Origin of the sequence: Roseivirga misakiensis, assembly GCF_001747105.1 — a bacterium.
In the GTDB taxonomy this organism is placed as follows: domain Bacteria; phylum Bacteroidota; class Bacteroidia; order Cytophagales; family Cyclobacteriaceae; genus Roseivirga; species Roseivirga misakiensis.
Genome location: NZ_MDGQ01000003.1, coordinates 1,017,058 through 1,041,883 on the forward strand (window position 1 = coordinate 1,017,058; position 24,826 = coordinate 1,041,883).

General features: G+C 40.6%; 23 protein-coding genes. 6 read left to right on the forward strand and 17 right to left on the reverse strand.

Annotated features, from left to right (window positions below; genetic code table 11):
* Positions 1-105: 105 nt before the first annotated feature.
* From BFP71_RS04680 to BFP71_RS04710, 7 genes are all read right to left on the reverse strand, one after another.
* A complete protein-coding gene (locus tag BFP71_RS04680) occupies positions 106-1,968 on the reverse strand; it encodes a hybrid sensor histidine kinase/response regulator (protein WP_069834267.1) in 1,863 nt (620 codons plus the stop codon).
* Positions 1,965-2,453 carry a Rab family GTPase gene (locus BFP71_RS04685; RefSeq protein ID WP_069834268.1) on the reverse strand — a complete coding sequence of 163 codons (489 nt, stop codon included), beginning with the start codon at positions 2,451-2,453 and terminating at the stop codon, positions 1,965-1,967. The genes BFP71_RS04680 and BFP71_RS04685 overlap by 4 nt, the downstream gene beginning before the upstream one ends.
* On the reverse strand, positions 2,440-3,276 hold the full coding sequence (locus BFP71_RS04690; RefSeq protein ID WP_069834269.1) for a hypothetical protein: 837 nt from the start codon (positions 3,274-3,276) through the stop codon (positions 2,440-2,442). The genes BFP71_RS04685 and BFP71_RS04690 overlap by 14 nt, the downstream gene beginning before the upstream one ends.
* Before the next feature lie 9 nt (positions 3,277-3,285).
* Positions 3,286-3,666, reverse strand: a complete 381-nt coding sequence (locus BFP71_RS04695; RefSeq protein WP_069834270.1) for a hypothetical protein — start codon at positions 3,664-3,666, stop codon at positions 3,286-3,288.
* A gap of 3 nt (positions 3,667-3,669) precedes the next feature.
* Positions 3,670-4,299 (reverse strand): peptidoglycan-binding domain-containing protein, encoded by a 630-nt coding sequence (locus BFP71_RS04700; protein ID WP_069834271.1) that lies wholly within the window; start codon positions 4,297-4,299, stop codon positions 3,670-3,672.
* 145 nt (positions 4,300-4,444) lie between these two features.
* Positions 4,445-6,886 carry a M56 family metallopeptidase gene (locus BFP71_RS04705; protein ID WP_069834272.1) on the reverse strand — a complete coding sequence of 814 codons (2,442 nt, stop codon included), beginning with the start codon at positions 6,884-6,886 and terminating at the stop codon, positions 4,445-4,447.
* Entirely contained in the window at positions 6,873-7,247 is a 375-nt protein-coding gene (locus BFP71_RS04710) for a BlaI/MecI/CopY family transcriptional regulator (protein WP_069834273.1), read from the reverse strand. Before BFP71_RS04710 ends, BFP71_RS04705 begins: the two co-directional genes overlap by 14 nt.
* 124 nt (positions 7,248-7,371) lie before the next feature.
* On the opposite strand from BFP71_RS04710, the gene BFP71_RS04715 reads away from it, so the two are divergent.
* Both BFP71_RS04715 and BFP71_RS04720 read left to right on the forward strand, forming a co-directional pair.
* A complete protein-coding gene (locus BFP71_RS04715) occupies positions 7,372-8,313 on the forward strand; it encodes an ion channel (protein ID WP_069834274.1) in 942 nt (313 codons plus the stop codon).
* A 91-nt stretch (positions 8,314-8,404) separates the two neighbouring features.
* Entirely contained in the window at positions 8,405-10,870 is a 2,466-nt protein-coding gene (locus tag BFP71_RS04720) for a S9 family peptidase (RefSeq protein ID WP_069834275.1), read from the forward strand.
* Between the two features lie 53 nt (positions 10,871-10,923).
* Here BFP71_RS04720 and BFP71_RS04725 read toward each other — a convergent pair whose 3' ends face one another.
* Positions 10,924-11,571 (reverse strand): porin family protein, encoded by a 648-nt coding sequence (locus BFP71_RS04725; RefSeq protein ID WP_069834276.1) that lies wholly within the window; start codon positions 11,569-11,571, stop codon positions 10,924-10,926.
* A 44-nt stretch (positions 11,572-11,615) separates the two neighbouring features.
* Between BFP71_RS04725 and BFP71_RS04730 the strand changes: the two genes are divergently transcribed.
* On the forward strand, positions 11,616-12,917 hold the full coding sequence (locus BFP71_RS04730; protein WP_069834277.1) for a gliding motility protein GldB-related protein: 1,302 nt from the start codon (positions 11,616-11,618) through the stop codon (positions 12,915-12,917).
* Here the strand turns inward: BFP71_RS04730 and BFP71_RS04735 are convergent.
* Genes BFP71_RS04735 through BFP71_RS04750 form a run of 4 tightly spaced genes read right to left on the reverse strand, consistent with a single transcriptional unit; the run spans position 12,883 to position 15,617 of the window.
* Complete coding sequence (locus BFP71_RS04735; protein ID WP_069834278.1) at positions 12,883-14,112, reverse strand: glycosyltransferase family 4 protein; 1,230 nt, start codon at positions 14,110-14,112, stop codon at positions 12,883-12,885. The genes BFP71_RS04730 and BFP71_RS04735 overlap by 35 nt on opposite strands.
* A 23-nt stretch (positions 14,113-14,135) precedes the next feature.
* Positions 14,136-14,789 carry an endonuclease III gene (nth, locus tag BFP71_RS04740; RefSeq protein ID WP_069834279.1) on the reverse strand — a complete coding sequence of 218 codons (654 nt, stop codon included), beginning with the start codon at positions 14,787-14,789 and terminating at the stop codon, positions 14,136-14,138.
* Between the two features lie 17 nt (positions 14,790-14,806).
* Positions 14,807-15,043, reverse strand: a complete 237-nt coding sequence (locus tag BFP71_RS04745) for a hypothetical protein (RefSeq protein ID WP_069834280.1) — start codon at positions 15,041-15,043, stop codon at positions 14,807-14,809.
* Positions 15,018-15,617, reverse strand: coding sequence for an RNA polymerase sigma factor (locus BFP71_RS04750; RefSeq protein ID WP_069834281.1), 600 nt, complete (start codon positions 15,615-15,617; stop codon positions 15,018-15,020). The genes BFP71_RS04745 and BFP71_RS04750 overlap by 26 nt, the downstream gene beginning before the upstream one ends.
* A 274-nt stretch (positions 15,618-15,891) precedes the next feature.
* Between BFP71_RS04750 and uvrA the strand changes: the two genes are divergently transcribed.
* Complete coding sequence (gene uvrA, locus BFP71_RS04755) at positions 15,892-18,720, forward strand: excinuclease ABC subunit UvrA (RefSeq protein WP_069834282.1); 2,829 nt, start codon at positions 15,892-15,894, stop codon at positions 18,718-18,720.
* Here uvrA and BFP71_RS04760 read toward each other — a convergent pair.
* The 4 genes from BFP71_RS04760 to BFP71_RS04775 all read right to left on the reverse strand — a co-directional run bounded on the left by BFP71_RS04760 (position 18,717) and on the right by BFP71_RS04775 (position 21,571).
* Positions 18,717-19,562, reverse strand: coding sequence for a DMT family transporter (locus BFP71_RS04760; RefSeq protein WP_069834283.1), 846 nt, complete (start codon positions 19,560-19,562; stop codon positions 18,717-18,719). The genes uvrA and BFP71_RS04760 overlap by 4 nt on opposite strands.
* Before the next feature lie 86 nt (positions 19,563-19,648).
* A complete protein-coding gene (locus BFP71_RS04765; protein WP_069834284.1) occupies positions 19,649-20,149 on the reverse strand; it encodes a YcxB family protein in 501 nt (166 codons plus the stop codon).
* 109 nt (positions 20,150-20,258) lie between these two features.
* Positions 20,259-21,116, reverse strand: coding sequence for a carboxylating nicotinate-nucleotide diphosphorylase (nadC, locus tag BFP71_RS04770; protein ID WP_069834285.1), 858 nt, complete (start codon positions 21,114-21,116; stop codon positions 20,259-20,261).
* Positions 21,117-21,163: 47 nt separating this feature from the next.
* Entirely contained in the window at positions 21,164-21,571 is a 408-nt protein-coding gene (locus BFP71_RS04775; RefSeq protein WP_069834286.1) for a DUF4783 domain-containing protein, read from the reverse strand.
* Between the two features lie 126 nt (positions 21,572-21,697).
* Here BFP71_RS04775 and gpmI point away from each other — a divergent pair, with 126 nt between their 5' ends.
* Positions 21,698-23,215 carry a 2,3-bisphosphoglycerate-independent phosphoglycerate mutase gene (gene gpmI, locus BFP71_RS04780; RefSeq protein ID WP_069834287.1) on the forward strand — a complete coding sequence of 506 codons (1,518 nt, stop codon included), beginning with the start codon at positions 21,698-21,700 and terminating at the stop codon, positions 23,213-23,215.
* Positions 23,212-23,790 carry a hypothetical protein gene (locus BFP71_RS04785; RefSeq protein WP_069834288.1) on the forward strand — a complete coding sequence of 193 codons (579 nt, stop codon included), beginning with the start codon at positions 23,212-23,214 and terminating at the stop codon, positions 23,788-23,790. The genes gpmI and BFP71_RS04785 overlap by 4 nt, the downstream gene beginning before the upstream one ends.
* Here BFP71_RS04785 and BFP71_RS04790 read toward each other — a convergent pair.
* Entirely contained in the window at positions 23,787-24,713 is a 927-nt protein-coding gene (locus tag BFP71_RS04790; protein WP_069834289.1) for a universal stress protein, read from the reverse strand. The genes BFP71_RS04785 and BFP71_RS04790 overlap by 4 nt on opposite strands.
* Positions 24,714-24,826 lie beyond the last annotated feature (113 nt).

Genomic DNA, 24,826 nt, shown 5'->3' on the forward strand with positions numbered 1-24,826 from the left:
TTGAGTTTTTGATTCAGTACGAATAACAGGGATGTTTCGGAGATATTTCTATTGGATGAGGATTCGGTATTTATCAATTAGAATTCGGTAATAATTAATAAGACTTCATATCTCAATGGCCTTCAATTCTCCAAGAGCGGTTAAAATTTCAACCGAGAATTGATCAAATTCAACGGTGATATCGTCACTATTTTCCAAGCGATCGTGCAATAGCCTTCTCGTATCAATTAATTGGTCATTTCCCAAATAGCTCACACTTGGCCCTATTTTATGCAATCCCTTTTTGGCAATCACTAATTCGCTTTCTGATAGCGCCACATTTATCTTCTCTATTTCTTCTGGTAGTGTATCTAGAATTATCTGAATCAACTCTTTCATCAGATCCACATTCTGGTGTGTAGCCACCTTTAAGTTTGAAAGATCGACCATGGAGGTTGGCTTGATACCTTTCAAAAGTGTACCCAAGGCATTCAAATTGACGGGTTTCAAAAGAAAATGCCAATTATCGAATTCAAAGGACTTTGGTTGCTCGCTAATGTCTCCAGATAGAAAAATTATTGGAGGCAAAGATTGCGCAGCCATCTCACTAAAAAGCGCTAATGAATTACCATCAGTTAAGTTCAGGTCTGATAAAACAACGTCGAACTTTGAAGTTTCAAGGGCTGTTTTTAATTCTTTTACACTCGACACCAGTTGAGGAGCCAAAATCTGAAATTTAGCCAAAGAGTCTTTAAGTACCATTTGGCTCACCGGGTCGTCTTCGGCGATCAGCACGTTCAAGTGACCTAGCCTAAGGGTGATTTCATCGCTAGACGGAATTGACTCGCCAGTTATCCCAAAATTAATCGAGAAAGCCATTTTAGTTCCAACACCGACCTCACTTTTTATAGATAATTGACCCCCCATGAGGTTGATCAGTTCTTTAGCAATACCCATTCCCAAACCCGTGCCGCCGTACTGGCCGTAATCCTGACCTTCGGCTTGACCATACGGTTCTAGTATCCGTTGAATACTCTCAGGGGACATACCTTTGCCGGTATCAGAAACTTCGAAACCTAGCTCGCAGCGTTCCGATGATTTCTTTAGGCGCACTACCCTTAATTCGACATGGCCATTGCCAGTGAACTTTAAAGCATTTCCCAGTAGGTTGTAGACGACTTGGGTTAACCTGACCGCATCTCCATCTAGTGTTTTTGGGACTTCTTGATCAATAGTCAATATCAGTTCTAGTCCCTTTTCCTGCACCATATGAGAAAAGCCAGTGACTACATTTTGGAGCGATTTCCGTAGATCAAAAGGGCTATTATTTAGCTCAAGTTTACCCGCCTCGACTTTCGACAGGTCCAGAATATCATTGATAATGGAATTTAAGTGGGTAGATGTAGCACTTAACGCTTTCAGGTATTCCGATGATCTACTTTTCGGTCCTTCTTGTAACAAATTAATTAAACCGCCAATGCTGTTTAAAGGGGTTCGCATTTCGTGGCTTACTTCAGCAAAAAACTGGGTTTTAAAGGCTTGGATTCTCTCCAGTTCCTGATTTTTATAATGAAGCAACTCTTTCTCCATTTCAAGATACTTGCGCTGAATATCTAGAAACTCTTCGTTGATAGTGGCCTCGTTTCGCTCCTGCTGAATTTTCTGCGTTTCAGATTTTCCCTCCGTCTTATCTTGAATTACCCAATGAACCGTTTCGGGCTGAACTCTTTCCAAGCTGATCGAAAATAGTCCGTTGACCTGCTCTTCCCACTCAACTGCCCCAAAATGAAGCCTTTCTGCCAAAGGCAATGTTGGAATGAGTTCTTCCAAACTTTTAAGAAAATCGAACTGATTATAAATGGAAGAGGCTGAGTTTACATTAAACAGGGTGTTGCAACTTTTTTGTACTTGGCCATCGGTATGGAAGATGACTACCTGGGATTTATTTTGGACGAGGCCAAGCTTTATTTCATCGATCGCCGAACTCATGAGACCATCGATTTGGCCAAAAGTTCGAAGGCTTCCTCCACATGGTCGCCCGTTTTGGCAGAAGTTTGAAAGACCTGAGGGTTAGCTACTTTTTCTAAAACTTCTTTTAATTCTTCTTCGGAAAGAAGATCACATTTATTGGCTAGAATTTGTATTGGTATATCTGGGATAATGTCATTTAAGAAGGCTAATTCTTCAGTCAACTTTTCATAAGTAGAAGGGCGACTCACATCGAAAACGTACAAGGCACCGTGAGCTCCAAGCCGATAACTTGCGGGTACTTTTTGCTGAGAATCTTCTCCAGCAATATCCCATATGATCATGTTCACCGAGAGGCCTTTCACATTGACTACTTTTTTATCGATTTTCACACCGATCGTTGTAATGTAGTCTTCAGAAAATTTTTGGTGTACAAATCGTTTGACCAATGAAGACTTCCCAACACCAAAATGTCCAATGAGTATAACTTTTTTACTCACTGACATCTTCAAAATCGTTAAAGTATTCGGCTAGTCCGGTTGTGATTTGCTCTTGGTTCGGTTCTTCTCCCTCTTTAGCTTTTGTCAACACTTTTTGAGCAAAGTTTAGCAGCTGATCGTCTAGTTTATCTTTGAAACTAGCGTTGGCAATGCCTGAGGTGACTACTGCAATATAGAAGGAATTAAAGCTTTTCAGAATTACTTTGTAGTTCTGATAATCGATGCTTTCAAGCTCTTGGCTATCGGCAGAAAAAGCATCTTCTACAAAGGCTTTGATAGCGGTGAGCATACCTGCCACCATATCGCCATCCAATGATTCTTTTTTAGTGTAGCTCCCTAGTAGAATACCTGAATTACGCTCAATTACGAATATTTCTTCAATTTTTGGTTCTACCAGCCCTGACATGACCATGTCTTTCTGTGGGGTACCCGAAATCCAAGCTTTTATTCTCACTTTCCAGCCTTCCCACGAAAAGGCCATTTCCATTTGTGCATCTACTTTTTCCGATAGTTTTTCAATCTCTGAAGTAATATACTTCTTGATCATTCTACCAATAATTGGGTAAAGCACCTCCACAACTTCGTCTTGAGATTCTTTAATCTGCTTACGAATGGACTCTGTGATTTGTGGACCAAAAAGCTGAGAAAAATTATTCTTTAAAGCACCATTCTGATCAACCAAAATAGGGTTTACTCGCTCTTCTAATTTCTCCTTGTCATTAACCTGAGCATCGAGTTCCTCTAGTTTTTGGGCAAGCGCTTGCCGATCTTCCCGGTCTTGTTCCAGCAAGATTTTTCTAAGTTGATCAAAACCTGCGCTCTGACTCATTTGAAATGATTATTCAGCGATTTGCTTACCCATTTCTTGTAGCATAGTACCCAAGAGCTTGCGATTTACTTTGCGCTCGTCAAGATCGGCCACAGAATCATCCATATCTGAGCGAAGTTGGGTCACTTTTTTATTCATATCGCTTCTGAGATCAGAAATATCATTAGTTAGGCTCTCCTTAGTCTGGTTAATGAGCTTGTTCAATGCATCTCGCGTATCATTGATCTCATTCTCTACATCAGTACGGGTCTTTTTAATGAGGGCTTTTATCTCATTAAATTCAGAATCGTATTGCTGCATGTTTTCACCAAAAATCAGCTGCTTTACCGCCTCTATCTTTGGATCTACTCCAGTGCCTTGTGGCGCTTGTTCTTCTTTTTGCTTAGCCATAATTTATTTTAGTAATGCCTGTAATGTCTTTTTATCTACTGTTCCTGATGGGTATAAACCATTTTTAGTCTGGAATTCTCGCAGACCATTCCTTGTAATAATGTTGAAAATACCATCTACGAGTAGGTCTTGCCCCTTTTCGTTTAAAAGTTGTTGCAACTCCATAGTTGCCTGTCCATTTATACCGATGCCCAATCCTAAGAAATAGCTCTTCTCTTTTAACTCAATGTCTTTTGGGGTAAGGCCTTTTTCCATAATCGCCTTAATCTCATCTTTGGTATATCCTTCAGCCGCATATTTTGCCGATGTCTCAAGTTTGTCCTCGAGCAATTTAGTGGTGGCAATAAGCAGGTTATAATACTCAGTGGCCTGAGTGGATTCGAAATTCTCACGATCCATAAACCGTACGTCTATACCATCATTATTCCAAAGGGAGCGCGCATATGCACCAATTTCAAGAGCGCTTTTGTAGTACTCTTTTACTACCATTGGGTCATAAAAATCCTTGTCGATGGTTTCGGAAATAACGTAGTCATAATCGCCCTGCGGATTAAACCTTCTGTCTTTCAGGTACTGAACGACTATGTAAGAAATGACCCCTATAAGGATCGCAAAGGTCAAGAGGCGTTTCATTTTTGGTCTCAGTTAAAAAGTACTTTCAAGGAATAAAAATAAAACAATTTTCTAAGGGATAAATCGATTTCAATAATGTTACCCCCAATAAAACAAAAAAGCCTCAACCGCATGTCGGTTGAGGCTTTCTTTAAGGGTAACTATATCAGTTTGTGGTAATACTAATCACGCTGTCATAGTTTCTGAGTATTTTCTTAGACAGGACATCACCAAAATACTTTTTCATGTCTTTATCGGCTGCGAAATCAATGGCTTTGACTTTATTGAAATCAAGTGACTCGAAGTTTTTAAATGTCCAGTCTTTCATCACCTTTCCATTCAAGAGAAAGACTTTCTTGTTTAGTTTTTTACTAAACAAGCCATCAAGTGCATACCCAACCCAATGTAATCGAGATTCTCCTTCTTTAAAGGTGAAAGTTTCATAAGTAGGTGTGACTCTGGTGTGGACCATTAAGTCATTCTCATCATTTCCACTCTTGCCTGTCTTATCTTGTTCATTGATGAAAATATTGTAGGCATTTCGTGAGTCTTTTTGAACAAACTCATCATATTTTCTGGCCCTGTATTCGCCAATCGTATTTTCCATTAGCTTGAGTTCCTCCATCATCAATAGAGCTTCCTCTTTAGAAACATCTCCTTGTTCCATGAGGCTCTCAACCCTTTTCATTTCCTTTCGCAGGCTTGCCACTCTATCTGCGACAGTCTTAATTTCATAAATCTCTGAAACCGATCCTTTTAAGCTAACTTTTGGCGTTAGACTCACAGCATTAGCTTTAATTTCTTTTTCCAAAGCTATTATTTGCTCCAATAACTTATCCGATTCCTCTTTCGGTAAACCCTCTGCTATTGCTTGTTCCCGAATTTTTGAGACATACTCTAAAAGCTGCGCTTGCTTTTCTAAGCTCCTGGCATAGTCCTGAATGACAAGACTTCTTGTATTTATTGCCTTCAGTCGTTCTGCCTCCTTTTCAACATTTAAGGCACCATATCTTTTTGCAATTTCTTTTAGCTGTTCACTCTTCTCTTTCAATGAGACTATAGATATGCCTCCTTTTTCATCTAACTCATCAAGTTCTTCAAGCTCATCTACCAAACCGTCCAATAAGTCCTGCGCTTTGAGTTGTTGGAGATACCGTTGGTTTTGTAGCACCTCATTTCTTTTCACAGCGACTTTTTCTACTTCTGTCAGTTCAGCTTTTGATAACTTCTCAAGCTCCTCAACACCTGCTTTTGTTAGGGCATATTGGCTCAGTTGACGATATGCTTTTCGGTAAACCCTGAATTCATCGCCTTTCAGTGATTCGCTATTCCGCTTAATCGAAACCACCTCACCACGATCGTTTGTATTCACCTTTATAGGGCTTTCATCTTGAATAATCTCCTGAATCGCCAGTGCTAATTTGGTCGTATCGTTAGGAATAGCAGCACCATTATAAGCGCTTATGCCAGTGTCTATATCGTAAGACATACTGAATTTAGAACCAAGGGTCTCATAAAGGCTATCCTTAATCTCTTTGGGTGTGTCAGGGGTAATAATGAACGAACTTCTAAGTTTATTATCGGATTCTTTCTTTTGACTCTGACTCATCAGCATAAAAGCGGAGCCTAATACCAGTACGGTCACTAAGCCGCTGAGCCAATTCGGACGTTGTTGTTTTTTCATAATTCTGTTTACACGTTTGAGTAATTGATTTTTTGAATTTCCTGCGAAACCAACCGCAGGTGTTGTCATTGTATATTCTTGAGTTTTTGCCAGGGCTTTAACAAGTAGTAGACCGTTGGACTGCTTACTCATGACCATTTCATCTGATGCATATTCGCGCTCATTATCAAGCTGACTTTGTAGCCACCAATAAGCTGGATGATAAAAGTATATTGACCTGAGTGCCGTAATGATCAGGCTAACGATAAAGTCGTTTCGCTTCAAGTGTGCTAATTCATGTGCCAAAATCACTTCTACCTCATCTGAGGTTAAACCTTGAATCAGGCCAATGGGAAAAATGATCATGGGTTTAAAATAACCCGAAACCATAGGGCTCAATACCATTGAAGACTCTCTTAAGAGGACCTCTGAACGAATACTGAATTCCTTTTTTAGCTTATTTAAAAGTATGTTCAGCTTTGAGTCTTGGATCTCTATTGCTTTACGCTTAATTCGGTTCAAATAGAACAAGCCGCCAATGCCACGAATAGAAAAAAGGATCAAACCTACTAACCAAATTTTCGCTACCCAGTGTGCTTTATCGGCGATCCATGTACTTTGAATAATTGGTGGAACAACTACAATCGATCTTTCTCTTACCTCTTGTTCTTGAGACTGAGTAGCATCAATACTATTGGTGACAAACTGTCGCTCTGAGAACTCTGTCTGAACCTCAATTGATTGATAGTGTTTTACAAAGCTGAGCGTTCCACCCATTGGAAGCATAAGAATACAAACCAACAGCAAATTATGTCGCCATTTTGCTTCCACCTTTCGGAGTATTGCCAGACCCAAAAAAGCAATGGCCAGTATAATAACGCCCTGCCATAAGGAATCTAATAGCGTTAGGCCTAGCGCTTCTAGAATGTTACTATTGATTTCCATTTTCTAGCTTTTTAATGAGTGCCTTTATTTCTTCAAGTTCCTGCTTGGAGGTATCCCCACGACCAAGTGCTTGTAAAACCAACTGAGAGGCAGATCCACCAAAGGCCGTGTCCATCAACTTGTCCAACATGGCGGTTTGGACTTTCTCTTGCCCAATAAGTGCTCGGTAAATATGAGTTCGGCTAGATTCATCACGATCCACTAGCCCTTTTTGCACCATAATCTGCATGATTTTCAGGGTAGTAGTATATCCTGAGTCTTTCGACTCATTGATGATGTCATTGACTGCTCGGACACTTGAAGGGCCTTTTGCCCAAAGTATTCTAAGTATTTCTAGTTCTGATTCTGTCGGCTTTGTCATAGTTACGAGGTCTTTCGTACTACAATTATATACGAACAATTTCGTAGAAGCAAATTTCAATACGAAATCTTTCGTATTAATTTCTTCTTTTATCTTTCTCTAAGAGTTGTAGTTTTGATTTACAATGGCTTCGAAAAAACAAACGAAGGGTAAAAGTCAAGAGTTAGGCTTTGGTCAAAAAGCCTATTCTAGAACGACAAGGTTGATTTCTCAGAATGGTGAATTCAATGTGGAGAAAGAGGGGCTTCAGTTTTGGGACTCTATGGATTTATATCACGAGTTAATCTCCATTAAGTGGTGGAAGTTTTTTGGCATCCTCTTTTTGCTCTTTTTAGGTGCCAACTTTGTTTTTGCCTTATGCTACTTTATTGCTGGCGTAGATGGTATAGCGGGCTACTCATCTGATACAATTGCCAATGATTTCATTACCTGTTTTTACTTTAGTACACAGGCGATTACCACAGTAGGCTTTGGGGCTTTAAGCCCGGAAAGCAATGCTGTAAGTTTCTTGGCGGCCATCGAATCCTTTTTAGGCTTACTAGGGTTTGCCCTGGCTACTGGTCTGATGTTCGCGAGGTTTTCCAGACCCGGCAGAAGTCTGATTTATAGTGAAAATGCGATTGTGGCTCCTTATAAGGATATTAACGCCTTAATGTTTCGGTTTTCTAACAAGAGTAAAAACCAGCTGATTGAATCTGAGGTTGACTTTGTCATTACTTATTGGAGCAACAGGGAAAAAAGGAGAATCTTTAAAACAGTAGAGCTTGAACGTAAAAAAATCAACTTCTTTTCCATGAGTTGGACCGTCGTTCACCCGATTACTGAAAAAAGCCCTGTTTATGGATGGACGGAGGAAGATTTTAAGGATAAACAAGTCGAAGTGATTATTATGTTCAAAGCTTTCGACGATACTTATGCCAGACAGGTTTATGATCGCACCAGCTACATCGCCGACGAAATTGAATGGGGAAGGCGATTTACTCCCATTTATAATAGTCTAGAAGAAGGCAAAATTCACATCAATATGGAAAAGCTAGGCGCTACTGAACCTGCAGATCTCAATTAGCCTTCTATCCCACATTTGGTACATCAGTGTATTAGCTGTTGATTTTCAGCCGTGAAATCATAATTTCAAAAGCAGTTAAATACATGACAATATGAAACTGAAACAAAATATCTATCGCATATGCAGTATTTGCGTAATGGTGGCTTGGCTTTATGCCGCACCGGCGCAAGCTCAAGAAGGTTATCAACGCCCTCCTGAAGCCATAGCAAAACTTATCGATGCACCATCGACACCATCAGTGAGTATAGACTCTAAAGCTGAGTGGATGCTTTTGATGGAGAGACCCGGCTACCCAAGTATAGCAGAAGTTGCTGCTACAGAGCTTCGTATTGGTGGAACCCGAATTAATCCCGCTACGAACGGAAGAAGTAGGCGTACATTTATGACTGGCCTTACGCTTAAGGAAATAGCTACGGGTAAAGAATACTCGTTTTCAGGCTTACCTGCCAAACCTCAGATTAGCAATGTATCCTGGTCATCTGATGAATCTAAAATTGCCTTTACCCATACTACCGATAATGGGATAGAGCTTTGGCTTGCCGATGTAGAATCAAAATCAGCTAAAAAGCTGACTGGGGCTATTATTAATAATGCCTACGTTTCTGCTTTTGACTGGATGCCAGACGGTAATCAATTATTAGTGAGTACTATTATGGAAGGTCGTGGCGAAGCGCCAAAAAAACCTCGTGCACCTAAAGGCCCTGTTACGCAAGAAACCGCTGGTGCAGAAGCACCTTCTAGAACGTACCAAGATTTATTGGAGAACCCTTATGATGCTTCATTATTTGAGTACTATACCACCGTTCAGTTGAAAATGATCGACCTAGACGGAAACCAAACTAAGGTTGGTAGCCCCAATATTATTAAGGCCTTCAGTATCTCTCCTGATGGGCAGTATATCTTGACTCAAACCATTCAAAAACCGTTTTCTTACCTTGTTCCAGCTTCTAGATTTCCATTTAACTATGAAGTTTGGGATACCAAAGGAAACATGGTGAAAGAAATGGCAAAAATTGCCTTGGACGAAGTAAGACCTAAGGGTTTTGATGCGACAAGACTGGGCGCTAGAAGTATGACTTGGCGTGCCGATAAGCCAGCCACACTGTACTGGGCTGAAGCGAAAGATGGTGGCGATCCTAAAGCCGATATCGCAGAAAGGGATGTAGTTTATATGGTAAACGCTCCATTTACAGCCAAACCAACAAAACTTGCTGGTACTAGCTTACGCTACGCTGGCATTCAGTGGGGTGATGACTCACGAGCAATTCTGAATGAGAGCTGGTGGGCAAAACGATTGGACAAACGAACGCTCATTAACCCGTCTAAGCCTGGAACTGCTGGTAAAGTGATTATTGATCGCAGTACGACTGATCGCTACAATGATCCTGGAAGACCTATGATGGTTTCGAATGATTATGGTTGGTCTGTACTGAAGTTTGACAAGGATAATATTTTTATGAGCAGTACAGGTGGTTCTGCCGAAGGAGACAGACCTTTCTTGAGTAAGTTCAACCTGAAGAACCAAAAACAAAACATCATCTTCCGCTCAGAAGCGCCTTATTATGAGCGTCCGGTAGACATTATTTCTGCCAAAGCGGATAAGATTATTACCATCAGAGAGTCTGAAAATGAGCCACCAAATTACTTCGTTCGCAACCTGAAAAAGGGTTCTATGGAAGCAATTACTGACTTTCCACACCCTCAGCCTGATATGATGGCTGTAAATAAGGAAATTATTAAATATAAAAGAGAAGATGGTGTAGACTTAACGGCGGTATTGTATACACCAAAGGGCTATGACAAAGAAAAAGATGGACCACTCCCGGTTTTGATGTGGGCCTATCCGATTGAATACAAGTCTGTAACAACTGCTGCTCAAGTACGCGGCACCCCTTATTCTTTTACGCGCGTAAGCTCCGGTTCGCCCCTGTTTTGGGTATTGAGAGGTTATGCTGTTATGGCCAATACTCAATTCCCGATCATTGGGGAAGGAGACAATCAGCCAAATGACAAATTCCGTGAACAGCTTGTAATGAATGCAAAAGCGGCAATTGATGCGGTGGCTGACCTTGGTGTTGGCGATAGAAATCGAGTGGGTGTTGGTGGTCATTCTTATGGTGCCTTCATGACGGCCAACCTTTTGGCGCATTCCGATCTTTTTGCAGCTGGAATAGCGAGAAGTGGAGCATATAATAGAACATTAACACCTTTTGGTTTTCAACGTGAAGAGCGAACTTATTGGGAAGCACCTGAGCTTTACAACTATATGTCGCCATTTATGCATGCAGACAAGGTGAACGAACCATTGCTTCTAATTCACGGCGAAGCTGATAATAACTCTGGAACATTCCCGATCCAAAGTATCAGGTACTACAATGCAATTAAGGGGCATGGTGGCACTTCAAGACTAGTGATGTTGCCAGATGAAAGTCACGGTTACCGAGCGAAAGAATCAATCTTACATATGCTGTGGGAAATGGATACTTGGCTTGAAAAGTATGTGAAAAACGCGGCGACTAAACCTGAGCCTACCAGTTTAGATTCCAAAGGCAGGTAAACGATTATTCATTCAAAAAAGGGCCTCAAATCAGTGATTTGAGGCCCTTTTTATTAGAACTTAATCCCCAGTTCTAGACTAAAGAGATTACTCTTTATTTGAAAATCATCGTACAGCGCGTTCTGCGTTTTTACCTGGTTTAAGAATCCGAGATAGTAATTCAAGCTTGCATATACTCGGGTATTTACCCCAATACTATGTTCTAGTCCACCACCGAAATTCCCTGACAAATCGAAACTTCTAAACTCTCGAACTAACTCCACAGCATTACTTTCATTGTCCGTATTTAATCTTAGTTCTGGTACCACACCAAAATTGAAGAATGCGCGTGTATCCAAGACTACTTCATTGGTATAGAGCTTTAAAAGAAGCGGTATTTGCAAGTATTCGTGGTCATACCTTTCGGATACAGGACGACCGGCTAAAACACTGGCATCTGTAACACTGACTCGGGTGGTTTTTGAAGCAAAATTTATCCCGGTATGAAAGTGATAGTTTTCCTTGAACGGCAGGTCTACAAAAGCACCAATTAAAAACTTAACGGCAGATCCATCTCTTTCTATACTCGTACTATTACCATCTGTCGACGTTCTGGATAGTGAAAGTGTTGGACCGAGTTTAATCCCTATTCTATAATCCTGAGCTATTGAGAGCTGACCAAGCATTGCCACCAAAATGGCGGAGATTATGTATTTCTTCATGTTCGATAAAATAAATAAATACATTTGTCATTTAAAATGTGTAGATGCTTAAAAGGTTTTGTTTTCTGATTTTGCTTTTAGGGTTTTTATCTTGCTCAGATAATGATCCTTGCGATGGTAATGTTGATATCTCTGATGTAGAAATTCAACTTTCTGTTGAAAACCTGACACACGAAATTCATGGTATCCAAACCATGGATGCCTTGGTCGAATTCCTTAATGCACACCCTATCATTAAGGATGTTTTCTTTGAGTTTGGTGGTAGACCTTCGGAAAACCAAGTACTGATTAACCTCCAAAACCTAATCCAAGAAAAAGAATTTGGGAGTCTATTTCGAGCTAAATCATATGATGAGTTCGATAAGATTCTAGATAATGACAGAAGTTTACGCCAGTTTGTGACATATGGCTATTTGTCCAACAACCCTGGGAAAAGCCTCAAGGATGTCTACGATATTTTCTCAGGATCGAACTTGCCGAACATACCCGTGACAGAATCGACAGGTACCAGCACCCTTCTAAACTATCTATCATCTAATTTGACAGAACAGAACTACTTCTATTCACTATTCGAATATCGGTCAGAAGAGAAGTTGTTTGAGGACAATCTAGCGCTACTTCAAAACCCTTCGATTGATACACTTTACCAAGAAACCATCGATTTGATTGATATGGGTGTAGTGAGTTATGAATTGGATAGAGCTTATGCAAGAATTCAGCAATACTATCCTGACTTTAAGTTGCCGAAGGTAAAAGCTGTTTACTCGGGTTTTGGGTCAGATTTTCATTTCTCAGATACGCTAGTCGTCATTGGGCTAGACTATTACCTTGGGGAAGAAGCTTCTTACAGACCTAACGTATATGATTACCTAAGAACAAGGCTTACCCCAGCGCATTTAGTCCCTCAACTTATACAGTTCACTTCTTTTAAGTTCAATAGTGCCAAAGAGGGTAAAAGAACGGTTTTGGAGGAAATGATCTCTTATGGCAAGGCATTAGAGTTTGCAAAAGAAATGCTCCCATGTGTTGCGGATAGCATTATAATGGGATATACCCCTCAACAATTGGCGAATGCGACAGTGAGTGAAGGCATTATCTGGTCTCACTTTTTGGACAAGAGATTACTCTACAGTGATAATCCATCAAATATTAAGAAGTATGTAGACGAACGTCCTTTTGTTCCAGAAATAGATAAACTTTGCCCGGGAAGGATAGGCCAGTGGCTTGGCTGGCAGATCGTTAAAGCATATCGTGAGGAAACAGAAGTCGGTTTTGTCGAACTGATGGCAGAGACAGATGCTCAAAAAATACTTACGCAGTCAAAATATAGACCTCGTTATCGTTAGCCTTAATCTGGCTTTCGTTATTCAGCACTTTTACCAGTTTATCGATTTGTAGTTTCTTAGAATAAGAGCTTTCAGCAAGGTTTCGGGCATTGGCCTTAAACTGATCCAAAGCTTCTCGATTTTCCAAAAATGGCTTTAACTTCTTTAAAAAGTCATTTGGATCATTCGGATCAGCATAAAAGCCACATTTTGACTTCTCTACCAAGTCTTTCGTCCATCCTGGTGTATTCACTATTGTGAGTTTTCCAGAAGCCAGACTATCAAAGAATTTATTCGGACTATTTGTAGCTAGTACTGGTAAATCGGCAAAGCTGACATAAGTGGCATCCGTGATATTCAAGATTCTCCTTACCCCTTCTTTATCCTGATGACCGATGAATTCTATATTATCTAGGCCTTTTTGATAAGCCAAACTTTTAATATGACCAAGTTGCGAGCCTTGGCCAACAATCTTATAATCTACATTAAGTGAATTTTCTTTGGTACATGACGCTATATCCAGTAAAAACTCCAAATGGTTTGTAGTACCAATACTTCCCAGATAGGTCACGACAAATGGCTTTTCGGCATGATAGAATTTGATGAGTTTTGGATCCTTGATCTCGTTTTTGAAAAACTCGCAATCAGCCATGTTCGGAATCATGTATACATTCTTATTCGGAACTACCTGCTTTATCCAATCTCGCATTCCTGGCGACAAAGCAACAATTCTATCCGAACCTTCATAGATTTTTCTCTCCAATCGATAGAGCCAATTTTTAAAAACCCTGCCTTTAACTGCACCAATTTGAATAGGAGCAGTCGGCCATAAGTCGCGCACTTCGAAAGTATAGGGAATATTATAATTTCTCTTTAACCAAAGACCTATAAGACCAACCGTCAATGGTGTGGAAGTGATATAAGCGCTATCGATGTTTTGGATACTTGCGGCCTTCTTTTTGGCGAGTCTTACAAATTTCAGAAACGACAATACTCTTTTTATAAAACCCATGTCGTTAGAATAAGCGACAGGGAGGTAGTGCACTTTTACACCGTTGATTTCTTTTAAGGTGTAGAAAGATTCATTGTGGCTAGTGATCATTTCAACCTCAAAGCCTTTTTCTACCAAGCCTTTTGATAAGTAATAAGAACGAATGGCACCACCGTCTTGAGGCGTCTTAAAATACTGGTGTATATATAGAATGCGTTCGGCCACTAATCAAATTTAACAATTCCCACTCACCTTTTTATGCCTTCTTTCTTTTCAAAATAACGACAGAAATGGATCAAATTGCATTCTTCGCATTTCGGTTTTCTGGCCAAACAGGTGTATCTCCCGTGTAAAATAAGCCAGTGGTGGGCCAGCGGAATCACGTCTTTAGCCAAATGTTTGACTAACTGTTTTTCGACCGCCAAAGGTGTTGTTAGGTTCTGATTTACTAACCCTAGCCTTTTCGATACCCTAAAAACATGCGTATCAACTGCCATAGAAGGTTGGTTCCAGACCACTGAAGTAATCACATTAGCAGTTTTTCGGCCTACCCCGGGTAGCTTTTGCAATTCTTCTATCGTCTGAGGAATTTCAGAGTTAAAGTCCTCCACTAGCATTTTTCCCAAGCCAATGAGATGCTTGGTCTTATTATTGGGGTAAGAAACCGATCTTATATAAGGGAATAATTCGTCGAAATTGGACGCTGCCAAATGTTCGGGTGTGGGAAAGTCAGCGAATAATTTAGGAGTGACTAAGTTAATTCGCTTATCAGTGCATTGGGCACTTAAAACTACAGCAACCAGTAATTCAAACGGGTTGCCGTAGTTCAATTCAGTCTCAGCCTGCGGCTGATTCTCACTAAAATAGTTTACAAATTCTTCGTAACGCTCTTTCCGTGTCATAGTGCTAAATTAATAGCTTAATCCACAGAATGTAAGTGATACGATTTAGAATAACTGATAATACTATCAATTGTGTTTCTTGTCGGTGACTTTAAAGCACCATTTAAATCGCCCACCACTGTAGACAGTTCGGCATAAGTTTCGGCCAGCTTTTCATCAAAAAGCATGGCTATCTCTATTTCCGAACCTTCCTCAGCGGAAGTTTCATTGTAAATGTATCGTACTAAGTCATCTTGGGTAAAGGTTTTGATCATACGCAACGTTCTTTTTGTCCATCTTTTTTCTAAGGTTGATGAGTGCGTAGCGCATGCGTCCTAAGGCAGTGTTGATACTCACACCTGTGGTATCAGCAATTTCCTGAAAACTCATTTGCATATAATGCCTCATCATAAGCACTTCACGCTGTGAATCAGGCAACTCTTTAATTAAGTCGCGTAGCAAAGCGTGAGTATCTTGTTTTATTTGTTTGGACTCAATTGAGTCCTCCGAAAATTCTAGAGTATTAAATACGCTACTGCCATCTTCCATGACAATAGTTGGGTATCGCTTAGCTTTTCTAAAGTTGTCGATAGCCAAGTTATGGGCAATTCTAGTGACCCATGGTAGAAACTTACCTTCCTCGTTATATCGCCCTGATTTGATGGTGTTAACCACCTTAACAAAGGTTTCTTGTAACAAGTCTTCAGCCAAATATTGATCTTTTACGATCAAATAGATGGTAGTGTAAATTTTCTTGGTGTGACGGTTTACCAGCGTAGTGAAACCCTCTTCGTTACCATTTTTATACTGCGATATCAATTGACTATCGCTTACAGCATATTTCCTCATGTCAGTAATTATTAGGTTAACGTAGAGGTTTATATCATATTGTGCCGGTTTTTAGGGTTGGAATTAATTTTATCGTTATCTCAAAAGTAGAAAATCTGGAATACAAAGCAAATTTACAATTGCTAATTTCAAATTTAACTTTCTTGCTTTGGTCTTTTGACTTACACTCAAAATTAAAAGCAATGATAATGCCAAAGAGTGAAATTTTATTCTGATTTTTCAACTCAAAATTAAAGTAACATTTAGCTAATCGCTATGTTATCTTTGCACGCTCATGAATTCAACAACTGTCCTGAATAAAACCCCTATTGATGACCTCGACCCAAAGGAGTTCATCATCATTAAAGGTGCCAAAGTAAATAACCTAAAAAGTTTAAGTGTAGCTATACCTCGCAACAAGTTGGTAGTAGTTACAGGGCTTTCAGGTTCGGGAAAATCATCCTTGGCATTTGATACGCTCTTTGCGGAGGGACAGCGCATGTATGTTGAAAGTTTGAGTAGTTATGCCCGACAGTTTTTGGGCAGAATGGAAAAACCAGAAGTGGATTATATTAAAGGAGTATCTCCTGCCATTGCCATTGAGCAAAAAGTAAGCACGAGGAACCCTAGGTCCACTGTAGGTACTTCAACTGAGATTTACGATTACTTAAAGTTACTTTTTGCCCGAATCGGAAAAACCTATTCTCCTAAAAGTGGCAAAATTGTTGAACGTGATAGCGTAAGCGGCATCGTAGACTTTATGATGTCTAAGCCTGAAGACACGCGAGTGATGGTACTATGCCCATTACTCGAAAAGGAGGACAGAACTATAGAGCAAGAATTGAATATCCTGCTTCAAAAAGGATATACAAGGGTGCTTTCTGATGGGAGCCCTTATTTCATCGAGGCTTTGTTAGAAAACCCTTCAGAAATAGAGGGTAAATCACTTGAGATTCTAATCGATCGTGGTGTAGTCAAACATGATGAAGATACCCAGTTTAGATTTGGAGACTCCGTACAAACGGCGCTTTTCGAAGGAGAAGGAGATTGTATCATCGAAATTCCAGGAGAAGGTCGTTTTTCTTTTTCAGATAGATTTGAAGCCGATGGCATTCTTTTCGAAGAGCCAAGCGTGAACTTATTTACTTTTAATAACCCCTATGGGGCGTGTAAACGGTGCGAAGGGTTCGGTAAAATATTGGGGATTGATCCTGATTTGGTGATTCCCGATAAATCGCTTTCCGTTTATGAAGGGGCCATTGCCCCATGGCGAAGTGAAACCATGAAAAAATGGGTTGAACCGTTGCTAAAACATGGCATTGAATTCGACTTCCCTATACACCGATCGTTTAGTGAGCTTACCGCGGAAGAGCAAGAACTTCTTTGGACAGGAAACAAGTATTTTAAGGGTATTAACAAGTTTTTCAGCTTTTTAGAATCTAAAACCCATAAGATTCAATACCGGGTGATGTTATCCCGTTACCGTGGTCGTACCGATTGTCCAGAATGTAAGGGCACTCGCTTAAGAAAGGATGCCTCTTATGTGAAAATCAACGAAAGATCGATCACAGACATCGTTTTACAATCAGTCCAGCAAACGATTCAGTTTTTCGATGCGCTGTCTTTAACAGAATTCGAAGAAAACATCGCTGGTCGTTTGATTCGTGAAATAAAGAACAGACTGGAATACCTCGATAAAGTTGGGCTTGGTTATTTAACCCTCAACCGATTGACTTCTTCGCTTTCTGGCGGAGAATACCAGCGTATAAAACTTGCCACATCCTTAGGCAGCGCGCTAGTAGGCTCAATGTATATTCTTGACGAACCAAGCATTGGACTTCACCCAAGAGATACCGATCGATTGATTTCTGTTCTAAAAACACTTAGAGACTTAGGCAATACAGTTGTGGTGGTAGAGCATGAGGAAAAAGTAATGCATGCCGCCGACCAAATCATTGATATTGGGCCAGATGCTGGATCTAACGGAGGTGAATTGATGTTCCAAGGCACATTGGAAGAGTTAAAAACTGTTGGAGACACTTATACCGCGAAATATCTTAATGGATCAGCACGTTTGGAAATTCCGAAGGCCAGACGTAAATGGCGGGATAGCATTAGTATTAATGGCGCTCGAGAAAACAACTTAAAAGGGTTTAATGTGGACATTCCATTGGGTGTTTTGTCTGTGGTAACAGGCGTAAGTGGCTCAGGAAAATCGACTTTAATCAAAAAACTGCTCTATCCAGGGCTCGGTAAAATGCTCGGAACCGTTGGGGAACAAACTGGAAAAATGGATGGGCTTGAGGGCGCTCTAAAATCAGTTACTCAGATTGAATTTGTTGACCAAAACCCCATAGGAAAGTCTTCTCGTTCTAATCCTGTTACTTATGTAAAGGCCTACGATGCCATTCGTCAGCTTTTCACCGACCAGCCAATTGCCAAGCAAAGAGGCTATAAGCCGGCATTTTTCTCCTTTAATGTAGATGGTGGACGTTGTGAAACTTGTCAAGGTGAAGGAGTCGTGAAAATCGAAATGCAATTTATGGCAGATATTCACTTGACTTGTGAAAGCTGTAAGGGGCAAAGGTTCAAACAGGAGATTCTAGAAGTCACTTATAAGGAAAAGCATATTGCCGATGTTTTGGACATGACCATTGACGATGCCATGGAGTTTTTTGCTGATGAACGTTCAGTTATCGGTAAACTAGCCCCTTTGCAGGAAGTGGGCTTAGGCTATATCAGGCTAGGCCAATCTTCTAATTCACTAAGTGGTGGTGAAGCACAACGTGTAAAACTCGCTTATTTCTTAGGCAAAGGAGGTGGAAAAGGGAAGAACAGCTCCAAAGAGAGTATCCTCTTTATTTTTGATGAACCTACTACTGGACTTCACTTTCACGACATCAGTAAGTTGATGAAGTCTATTAACGCTTTGGTGGCACAAGGCAACTCTGTAGTGATCATTGAGCACAATACTGAAGTGATCAAATGCGCTGATTGGATTATTGATCTAGGCCCTGAAGGTGGTGATGCAGGTGGTAACCTTTGTTTCCAAGGAACTCCTGAAGAAATGGTAAAACTAAAAGATAACCATACCGCAAAGTATTTATCGGAGGTATTGAACTAGGTTTTTGTTCGTTTTTTTAATGCACTAAAAACATTGGCTGAAATAATCAGACCTGCGCCTATCAGATTGGAGGCGCTCATTTCCTCGTCTAAAAACAAATAGCTCGTTATCATAGCTACTGGGGTCCCCAAGTAGAATATAAGACTGATTTTTGCCGGAGCCAGCATAGTAGATGCTCGTAACCAAAGCGTATGCGCCCCAACAGTACAAACAATACCCAGAATACCTAGAAACAACCAATCTTGGTTTGTCAGATCCCAGTTAGACTCACTAATCATGACCACGAAAACGATCATCGCAAATGCATATTGACCAAATGCTCGGGTTAAAGAATCAATGTGCTGATGTCGTCGCTGGACAAAAGGTAATACGGCAAAGAAAAATGCACTGGAAAGTCCGACAAGAATTCCGGCCGTCAGATCATTACCGAGGTTAAATTCTGGTACAATCAAGAAAATACCAACCAATGCGACCAGAACCGCTAAAAGATCTTTCAACAAGGGTTTTTGGCCATTGATAATCCAGTTTAAATAGATCATATGAAGACCGAAAGAAGAAACAGAAAGAATTGCCATGGAGGGTGTGGAGAGCTTCACACTGATGAAATAAGTCATCCAATGGGCTCCAAATAAAAGACCAATATAAAACAGTCCTTTCCAATCCTTCTTTGAAAGCTTCTTCAGCTTTCTGACACGAACCAGACTAAACAGAAATACTGAGCCAATGATAAGCCTAACGATACCTATAGTAAAGGCATTAGCCGAAACTTCTTTGATAAACACCGGTGTAATTCCAAATAGAAAAACAGCGATAAGCCCTTCAGTATAGTAACGAGAATTCAAGAGGCTAAAGGTAATCGAAACTTATTTCAATCAAGGCTCAGTAAGCAAAAGCCTAGAAAAGAGGCTATTAAGGTGTTAGCAGTAACCTATGACTTCTGCTCGGCAGGAGCATCGCTTTTCAATAAGCCCTTGCGCTTCAAAATCGTCTCCACGAATTTTACTTCGTTTTGCGTTTTAAAGGCAGTGAAAGGAAAAAGCATTAGCTGAGCTTTACTCACTACCAAAACAATTTGATTTTTGTCGACCCATGCCCTTTTAATCTGATCCCACTTCATCGGCATGCCTTGTTTGGAATTCATTTTAATCAGGATCTGCTGGCTATTGATTTCATAAGATAGCTTTTCGAAAAGCATCTTACTTTGCTCTAATTGAGTAACACCGGCAAATTGGATCAACCAGAAGAGTAAGTATAACGTGAAAGCGATCAACGCACCAATCCACCACCAATTAGACGGGATGACAAAGGTCATTGAAGAAATGGCTAAAACGATAAGGCCAACCCACCATTGTTGGGTTAGTACATTGCGCATTCCGGCGCGTCTGTAAGCCTTCTTATCTAACGCGTATTTTTTTGTTTTAACAATCATAATAAAGCCTCTTTATACACAGTGTCGAAAAAGGAACACAAACATAATGATCAAAACCAAGGCTTCTATCAATAGTACTAAAAAATTGCGCTTGTTCTTTGGCAAAGTATTATTCGGCTTTAAGGCTAATATCCAGACTTTTAATGGAATGGGTAAGTGCTCCTACGGAAATATAATCAACTCCGGTCTCTGCTACGCCCTGAATGGTTCGTTCAGTAATGCCACCGGAAGCTTCAGTCTCTGAACGGCCCGCTATTAATGCAACAGCGGCAGACATATCTGCATTACTCATATTGTCGAGCATAATTCTATCAACACCCCCAACAGCAAGTGCCTCTTCCACCTCCTTTAGATTACGCGTTTCAACTTCTATTTTTAGGTCTTTCCCCGTTTCTTTTAAATATGCCTTAGTGGCTGTGACGGCTGCCGTTATCCCACCTGCAAAATCGTTGTGATTGTCTTTTAGCATAATCATATCATACAAACCGTATCTATGATTCACCCCTCCACCGATCAAAACCGCCCATTTTTCTAACATCCTCAAATTCGGCGTTGTCTTGCGCGTGTCCAATAGTTTAGCCTTGGTTCCAGCAATAAGTTTAGTCAAATCAGCCGTTTTGGTAGCAATACCACTCATGCGTTGCATGCAGTTGAGTAATAGCCGCTCTCCACTTAAAATAGCCCGTGCATTTCCCTTAATGCGAAGTATAATATCACCACGATGCACATAGTCTCCATCCTGAGCCAGCGGCTCTAATTCTATCCCCTGATCCAGTTTATGGAAGATACGCGCGGCCAACTCCATGCCTGCGATTACACCGCTTTCCTTCATGATCAAATAAGCCGCATTAGTCGCGGTTTCTGGAACAGATGCTAGTGTGGAATGATCGCCATCGCCGAGGTCTTCTGCGAGTGCCAAGTCAATAAAGTTGTCTAAAGCTTCATCAGTAACGTATGCAGGTCTCATACCCAAAAATAGGGAAAAGAGACAAGTAGACGGCTAGAATTTTGGGATTAGCGCTCTTTGGAAAACTCTAAGCGGTATACCTTGTACTTTTTGTTGTATTGCTTAGCCCTGACAACCACACGATGTTTGCCTGAAGATGAGGTATATGTGCCGATAGCATACAAAATGCCACCAGTATCGTTGTCGCCCTCGTGTATAAATTCAAAACCAGAAGCGGGGTTTTGCTGGAAGAATTGCTTGAGCATGATCTCGGCCTGATTCTTACTGTATTCCTTCCTTTCACCATCAAGCCTGATCTCCAGTTTGGTATGTAAATGTTTCGTCAATTCCTTGGAGCTGCTGGACTTTAGCGCCTCTTCCACACGCTCCATGATGTCATCACTTTCTTGCGCAACAACGCTGAGCGAAACACATAATGCGAGTATGATTAGAATATTCGTGCGTAGTTTATTCATGCCTAAGAAGTCTGTCCTCTTGATAACGAAAATAATGCCAATTGTTTCATTGAATAATTAACAATTATTAAAGTAATACAATGTGCCTGCACAAACAAACCAGCCTTTAATATTTATATTTGTGGTATGAACAAACGCGTTTTATTGATGATTCTGGACGGTTGGGGCATAGCCCAAGACAAGTCCGTTTCAGCTATAGATAAGGCCAATACACCAGTTATTGACAGCCTCTTCAAAACCTACAAACATAGTACGCTAGAAGCCTCAGGTTTAGCGGTAGGCCTACCTGAAGGGCAAATGGGTAACTCTGAAGTTGGCCATATGAATATCGGTGCTGGTCGAGTGGTATACCAAGACCTCGTCAAGATCAATAAAGCGGTTGAAGAAAATACCTTGGGTCAAAATGAAACGCTCAAAGCGGCATTGACTTTTGCTAAAGAAAATGACAAAAAGGTACACCTCATGGGCCTTGTATCAGATGGTGGTGTTCACTCACATTTAAATCATTTGAAAGGTTTGATGAGCATTTGCCACGAAATGGCGATTGATAATGTATTTATTCATGCTTTTACTGATGGTCGTGATACAGACCCCAAAGGTGGAAAGGCATACATTCAAGAAATCATCGACCATTCAGAAGCCACAACTGGCACCATTGCGTCTATTACAGGCCGTTACTATGCCATGGACCGCGATAACCGATGGGAAAGGGTGAAATTGGCCTATGATGCCATGGTCAAAGGAATTGGAAAACTATCAACGGACTTGGTTGCCTCCATTGAAGCATCATACGAAAGTGGTGTAACCGACGAATTCATCGAACCGATTGTTTTTACGCAAAATGGAGCCCAAGGAGCAACGATGGAATCTGGAGACGTTGTTATTTGCTTTAATTTCCGTACCGATCGCGGTCGCCAAATTACGCAGGCACTAACACAATCAGATTTCCCTGAATTTGGAATGGAGAAGAAAGCTTTTCGCTACGTCACTATGACAAATTATGATGACTCTTTCGATGGTGTTGAAGTAATCTTTAATAAAGATAACCTGAACAATACCTTGGGCGAGGTACTTTCAAAAGCCAACAAAAAACAAATTAGAATAGCTGAAACGGAGAAGTATCCACATGTTACCTTCTTTTTCAGCGGTGGTCGTGAAGAAGAATTCGATGGCGAAAAGAGAATCTTATGTGCATCGCCAAAGGTGGCAACATATGATCTACAGCCCGAAATGAGTGCTCATGACATTAAAAACGCTATTAATACTGAGCTTCAATTACAGGAAGTAGATTTTGTCTGCTTAAATTTTGCCAATGCTGATATGGTTGGCCATACTGGCGATTTCAATGCGGCCGTAAAAGCATGCGAAACCGTGGATACTTGTGCAGGAGAGGTAATTGAAACCGCTTTGGCCAATGATTATACCACGATAGTAATAGCCGATCATGGGAACTCTGACATCATGATAAATCCTGACGGATCGCCAAATACTGCGCATACAACAAACCTTGTACCCTGTATTCTAGTTGATAAAGAGGTACAACCTGAAATAAAAGACGGTAAACTCGGTGATTTAGCTCCTACTATTTTAAAACTGATGGGAATAAATCCGCCAGCCGATATGACCGGTGATTTGTTGATATGAATAGAATAAAGTCCTCAGTATTACTGCTTACCCTATTGGTTATTGTTGCCTGTTCTGGAGAAAGGTCAAAAATCAGCACTGGAGACAGTGATTACTTTGACCTGGCAAGCCTACTGAACGACCAGATCAAATACTTGACACAAACAGATGCCAAGTTGCAAAAAGAACTCACCGCTCAGGGTGCAAATGAGACTTTAACGATTGACCCAGATTCTGTGAAAGGTTGGGAAAGGCAGCTGAAGCTCTTCTTCGAAGCCGATATTAATAAGATAGGGTACGATGGCGAGTACTATCAAGAGCAACTTCCGGTCATTAATGGGCTGTCGAAGAAAATCTTTGCCGCCAAGAATCAAAAACATCCCGTCAAAGTTTTGGAATGTACTTATGAGGGTGAAAACCTAAAGGAAGTAAGAGTGTCCATCAAAGAGTCGAATACGGTTTACGAAATGACCAAAGAGATGAGCCTTCATTTTAATGCCGAAGAACACTTGATCGGTTTCAACATAAAAGGTGGCGAATCGATGGCCGTAAAAGAAGACTTAAACTACTCGATCGTCGGCACGATTCTCTATTAGAGCCTGAAAAGTGCCTCAAGGAAACTCATGTTCTCATTCCCTTTCTTAACCAAGAACATTGGAATATCGTTATCCTCCATTAAGAGCTTTTCCGCAACGCTTCCTATTAAAAAAGCAGCAGCACTTGAGCGACCTTTAGATCCTAAGATGATCATATCAACGCCCATTTCTACTCCTGTTCTATAAATCTTATCTGCCGGATGTGGGTCATCGTCCAAGGCATAAGTATGGTCATAGTCAACGCCTTCTAAATTCATCTTCCTGAAGAACTTATCGCACTGTTCTTTGGTGTTTTCCAGCATGATTTCAGCAAACTCTTCATAACTCTTACCAGACTTGGCAAAACCGACTGGCACTCGATAAACATTATTAGACAATAGCTTAGCCCCTGTCTTTTTCTGAATATCTATGGCTATTTCGAAGGCCATTTCCGAGTGCTCAGAGTAATCAATGGAAACCAAAATCTTGTTAAGCTCCAAGTTAGGTTCCTCTGGCACAAATATGACTGAAGAAGCGCTTCCTTTGGCAATTTTCTTAGAGTGGAGTCCAGAACCCGTAAGCTTTTCTTTCCTGCCTAGAATGATTAGGTCAACGACTTTAACTTTGGCAAATTTGAGAATCTCATCTGTGATAGCACCCGCTTGGACCTTCACATGCATATCGCAATTTTCTGGTTTTTCGAAATGCTCATCTATAACAGTTTGCATTTCTCTTTCCAATGTCTCGTCAACAGGAGCCATCATATTGCCATACTTCTCTTGAATTTCCTCAGGTAATTCGAGCGAGGTGGTAACATGCAAAAAATAAACAGCATCTATTTCAAATGCCTTCGCAATCATAGAAGCATATTTAATTAAATACACATCCATCTCGGTTAGGTCAAGCGTGACCATCATTCGCTGAAACTTGCTAAGATCTTGCATAGTTCTTGGTTGAGTTTGTATGGTAATTTATTGAATAAATCATCCCCTTTCCAGCCATAGCTGTTTTTTTTAGATGAAACTTCGCGGCTATTCGGGATAACAAGCCTCCTTGT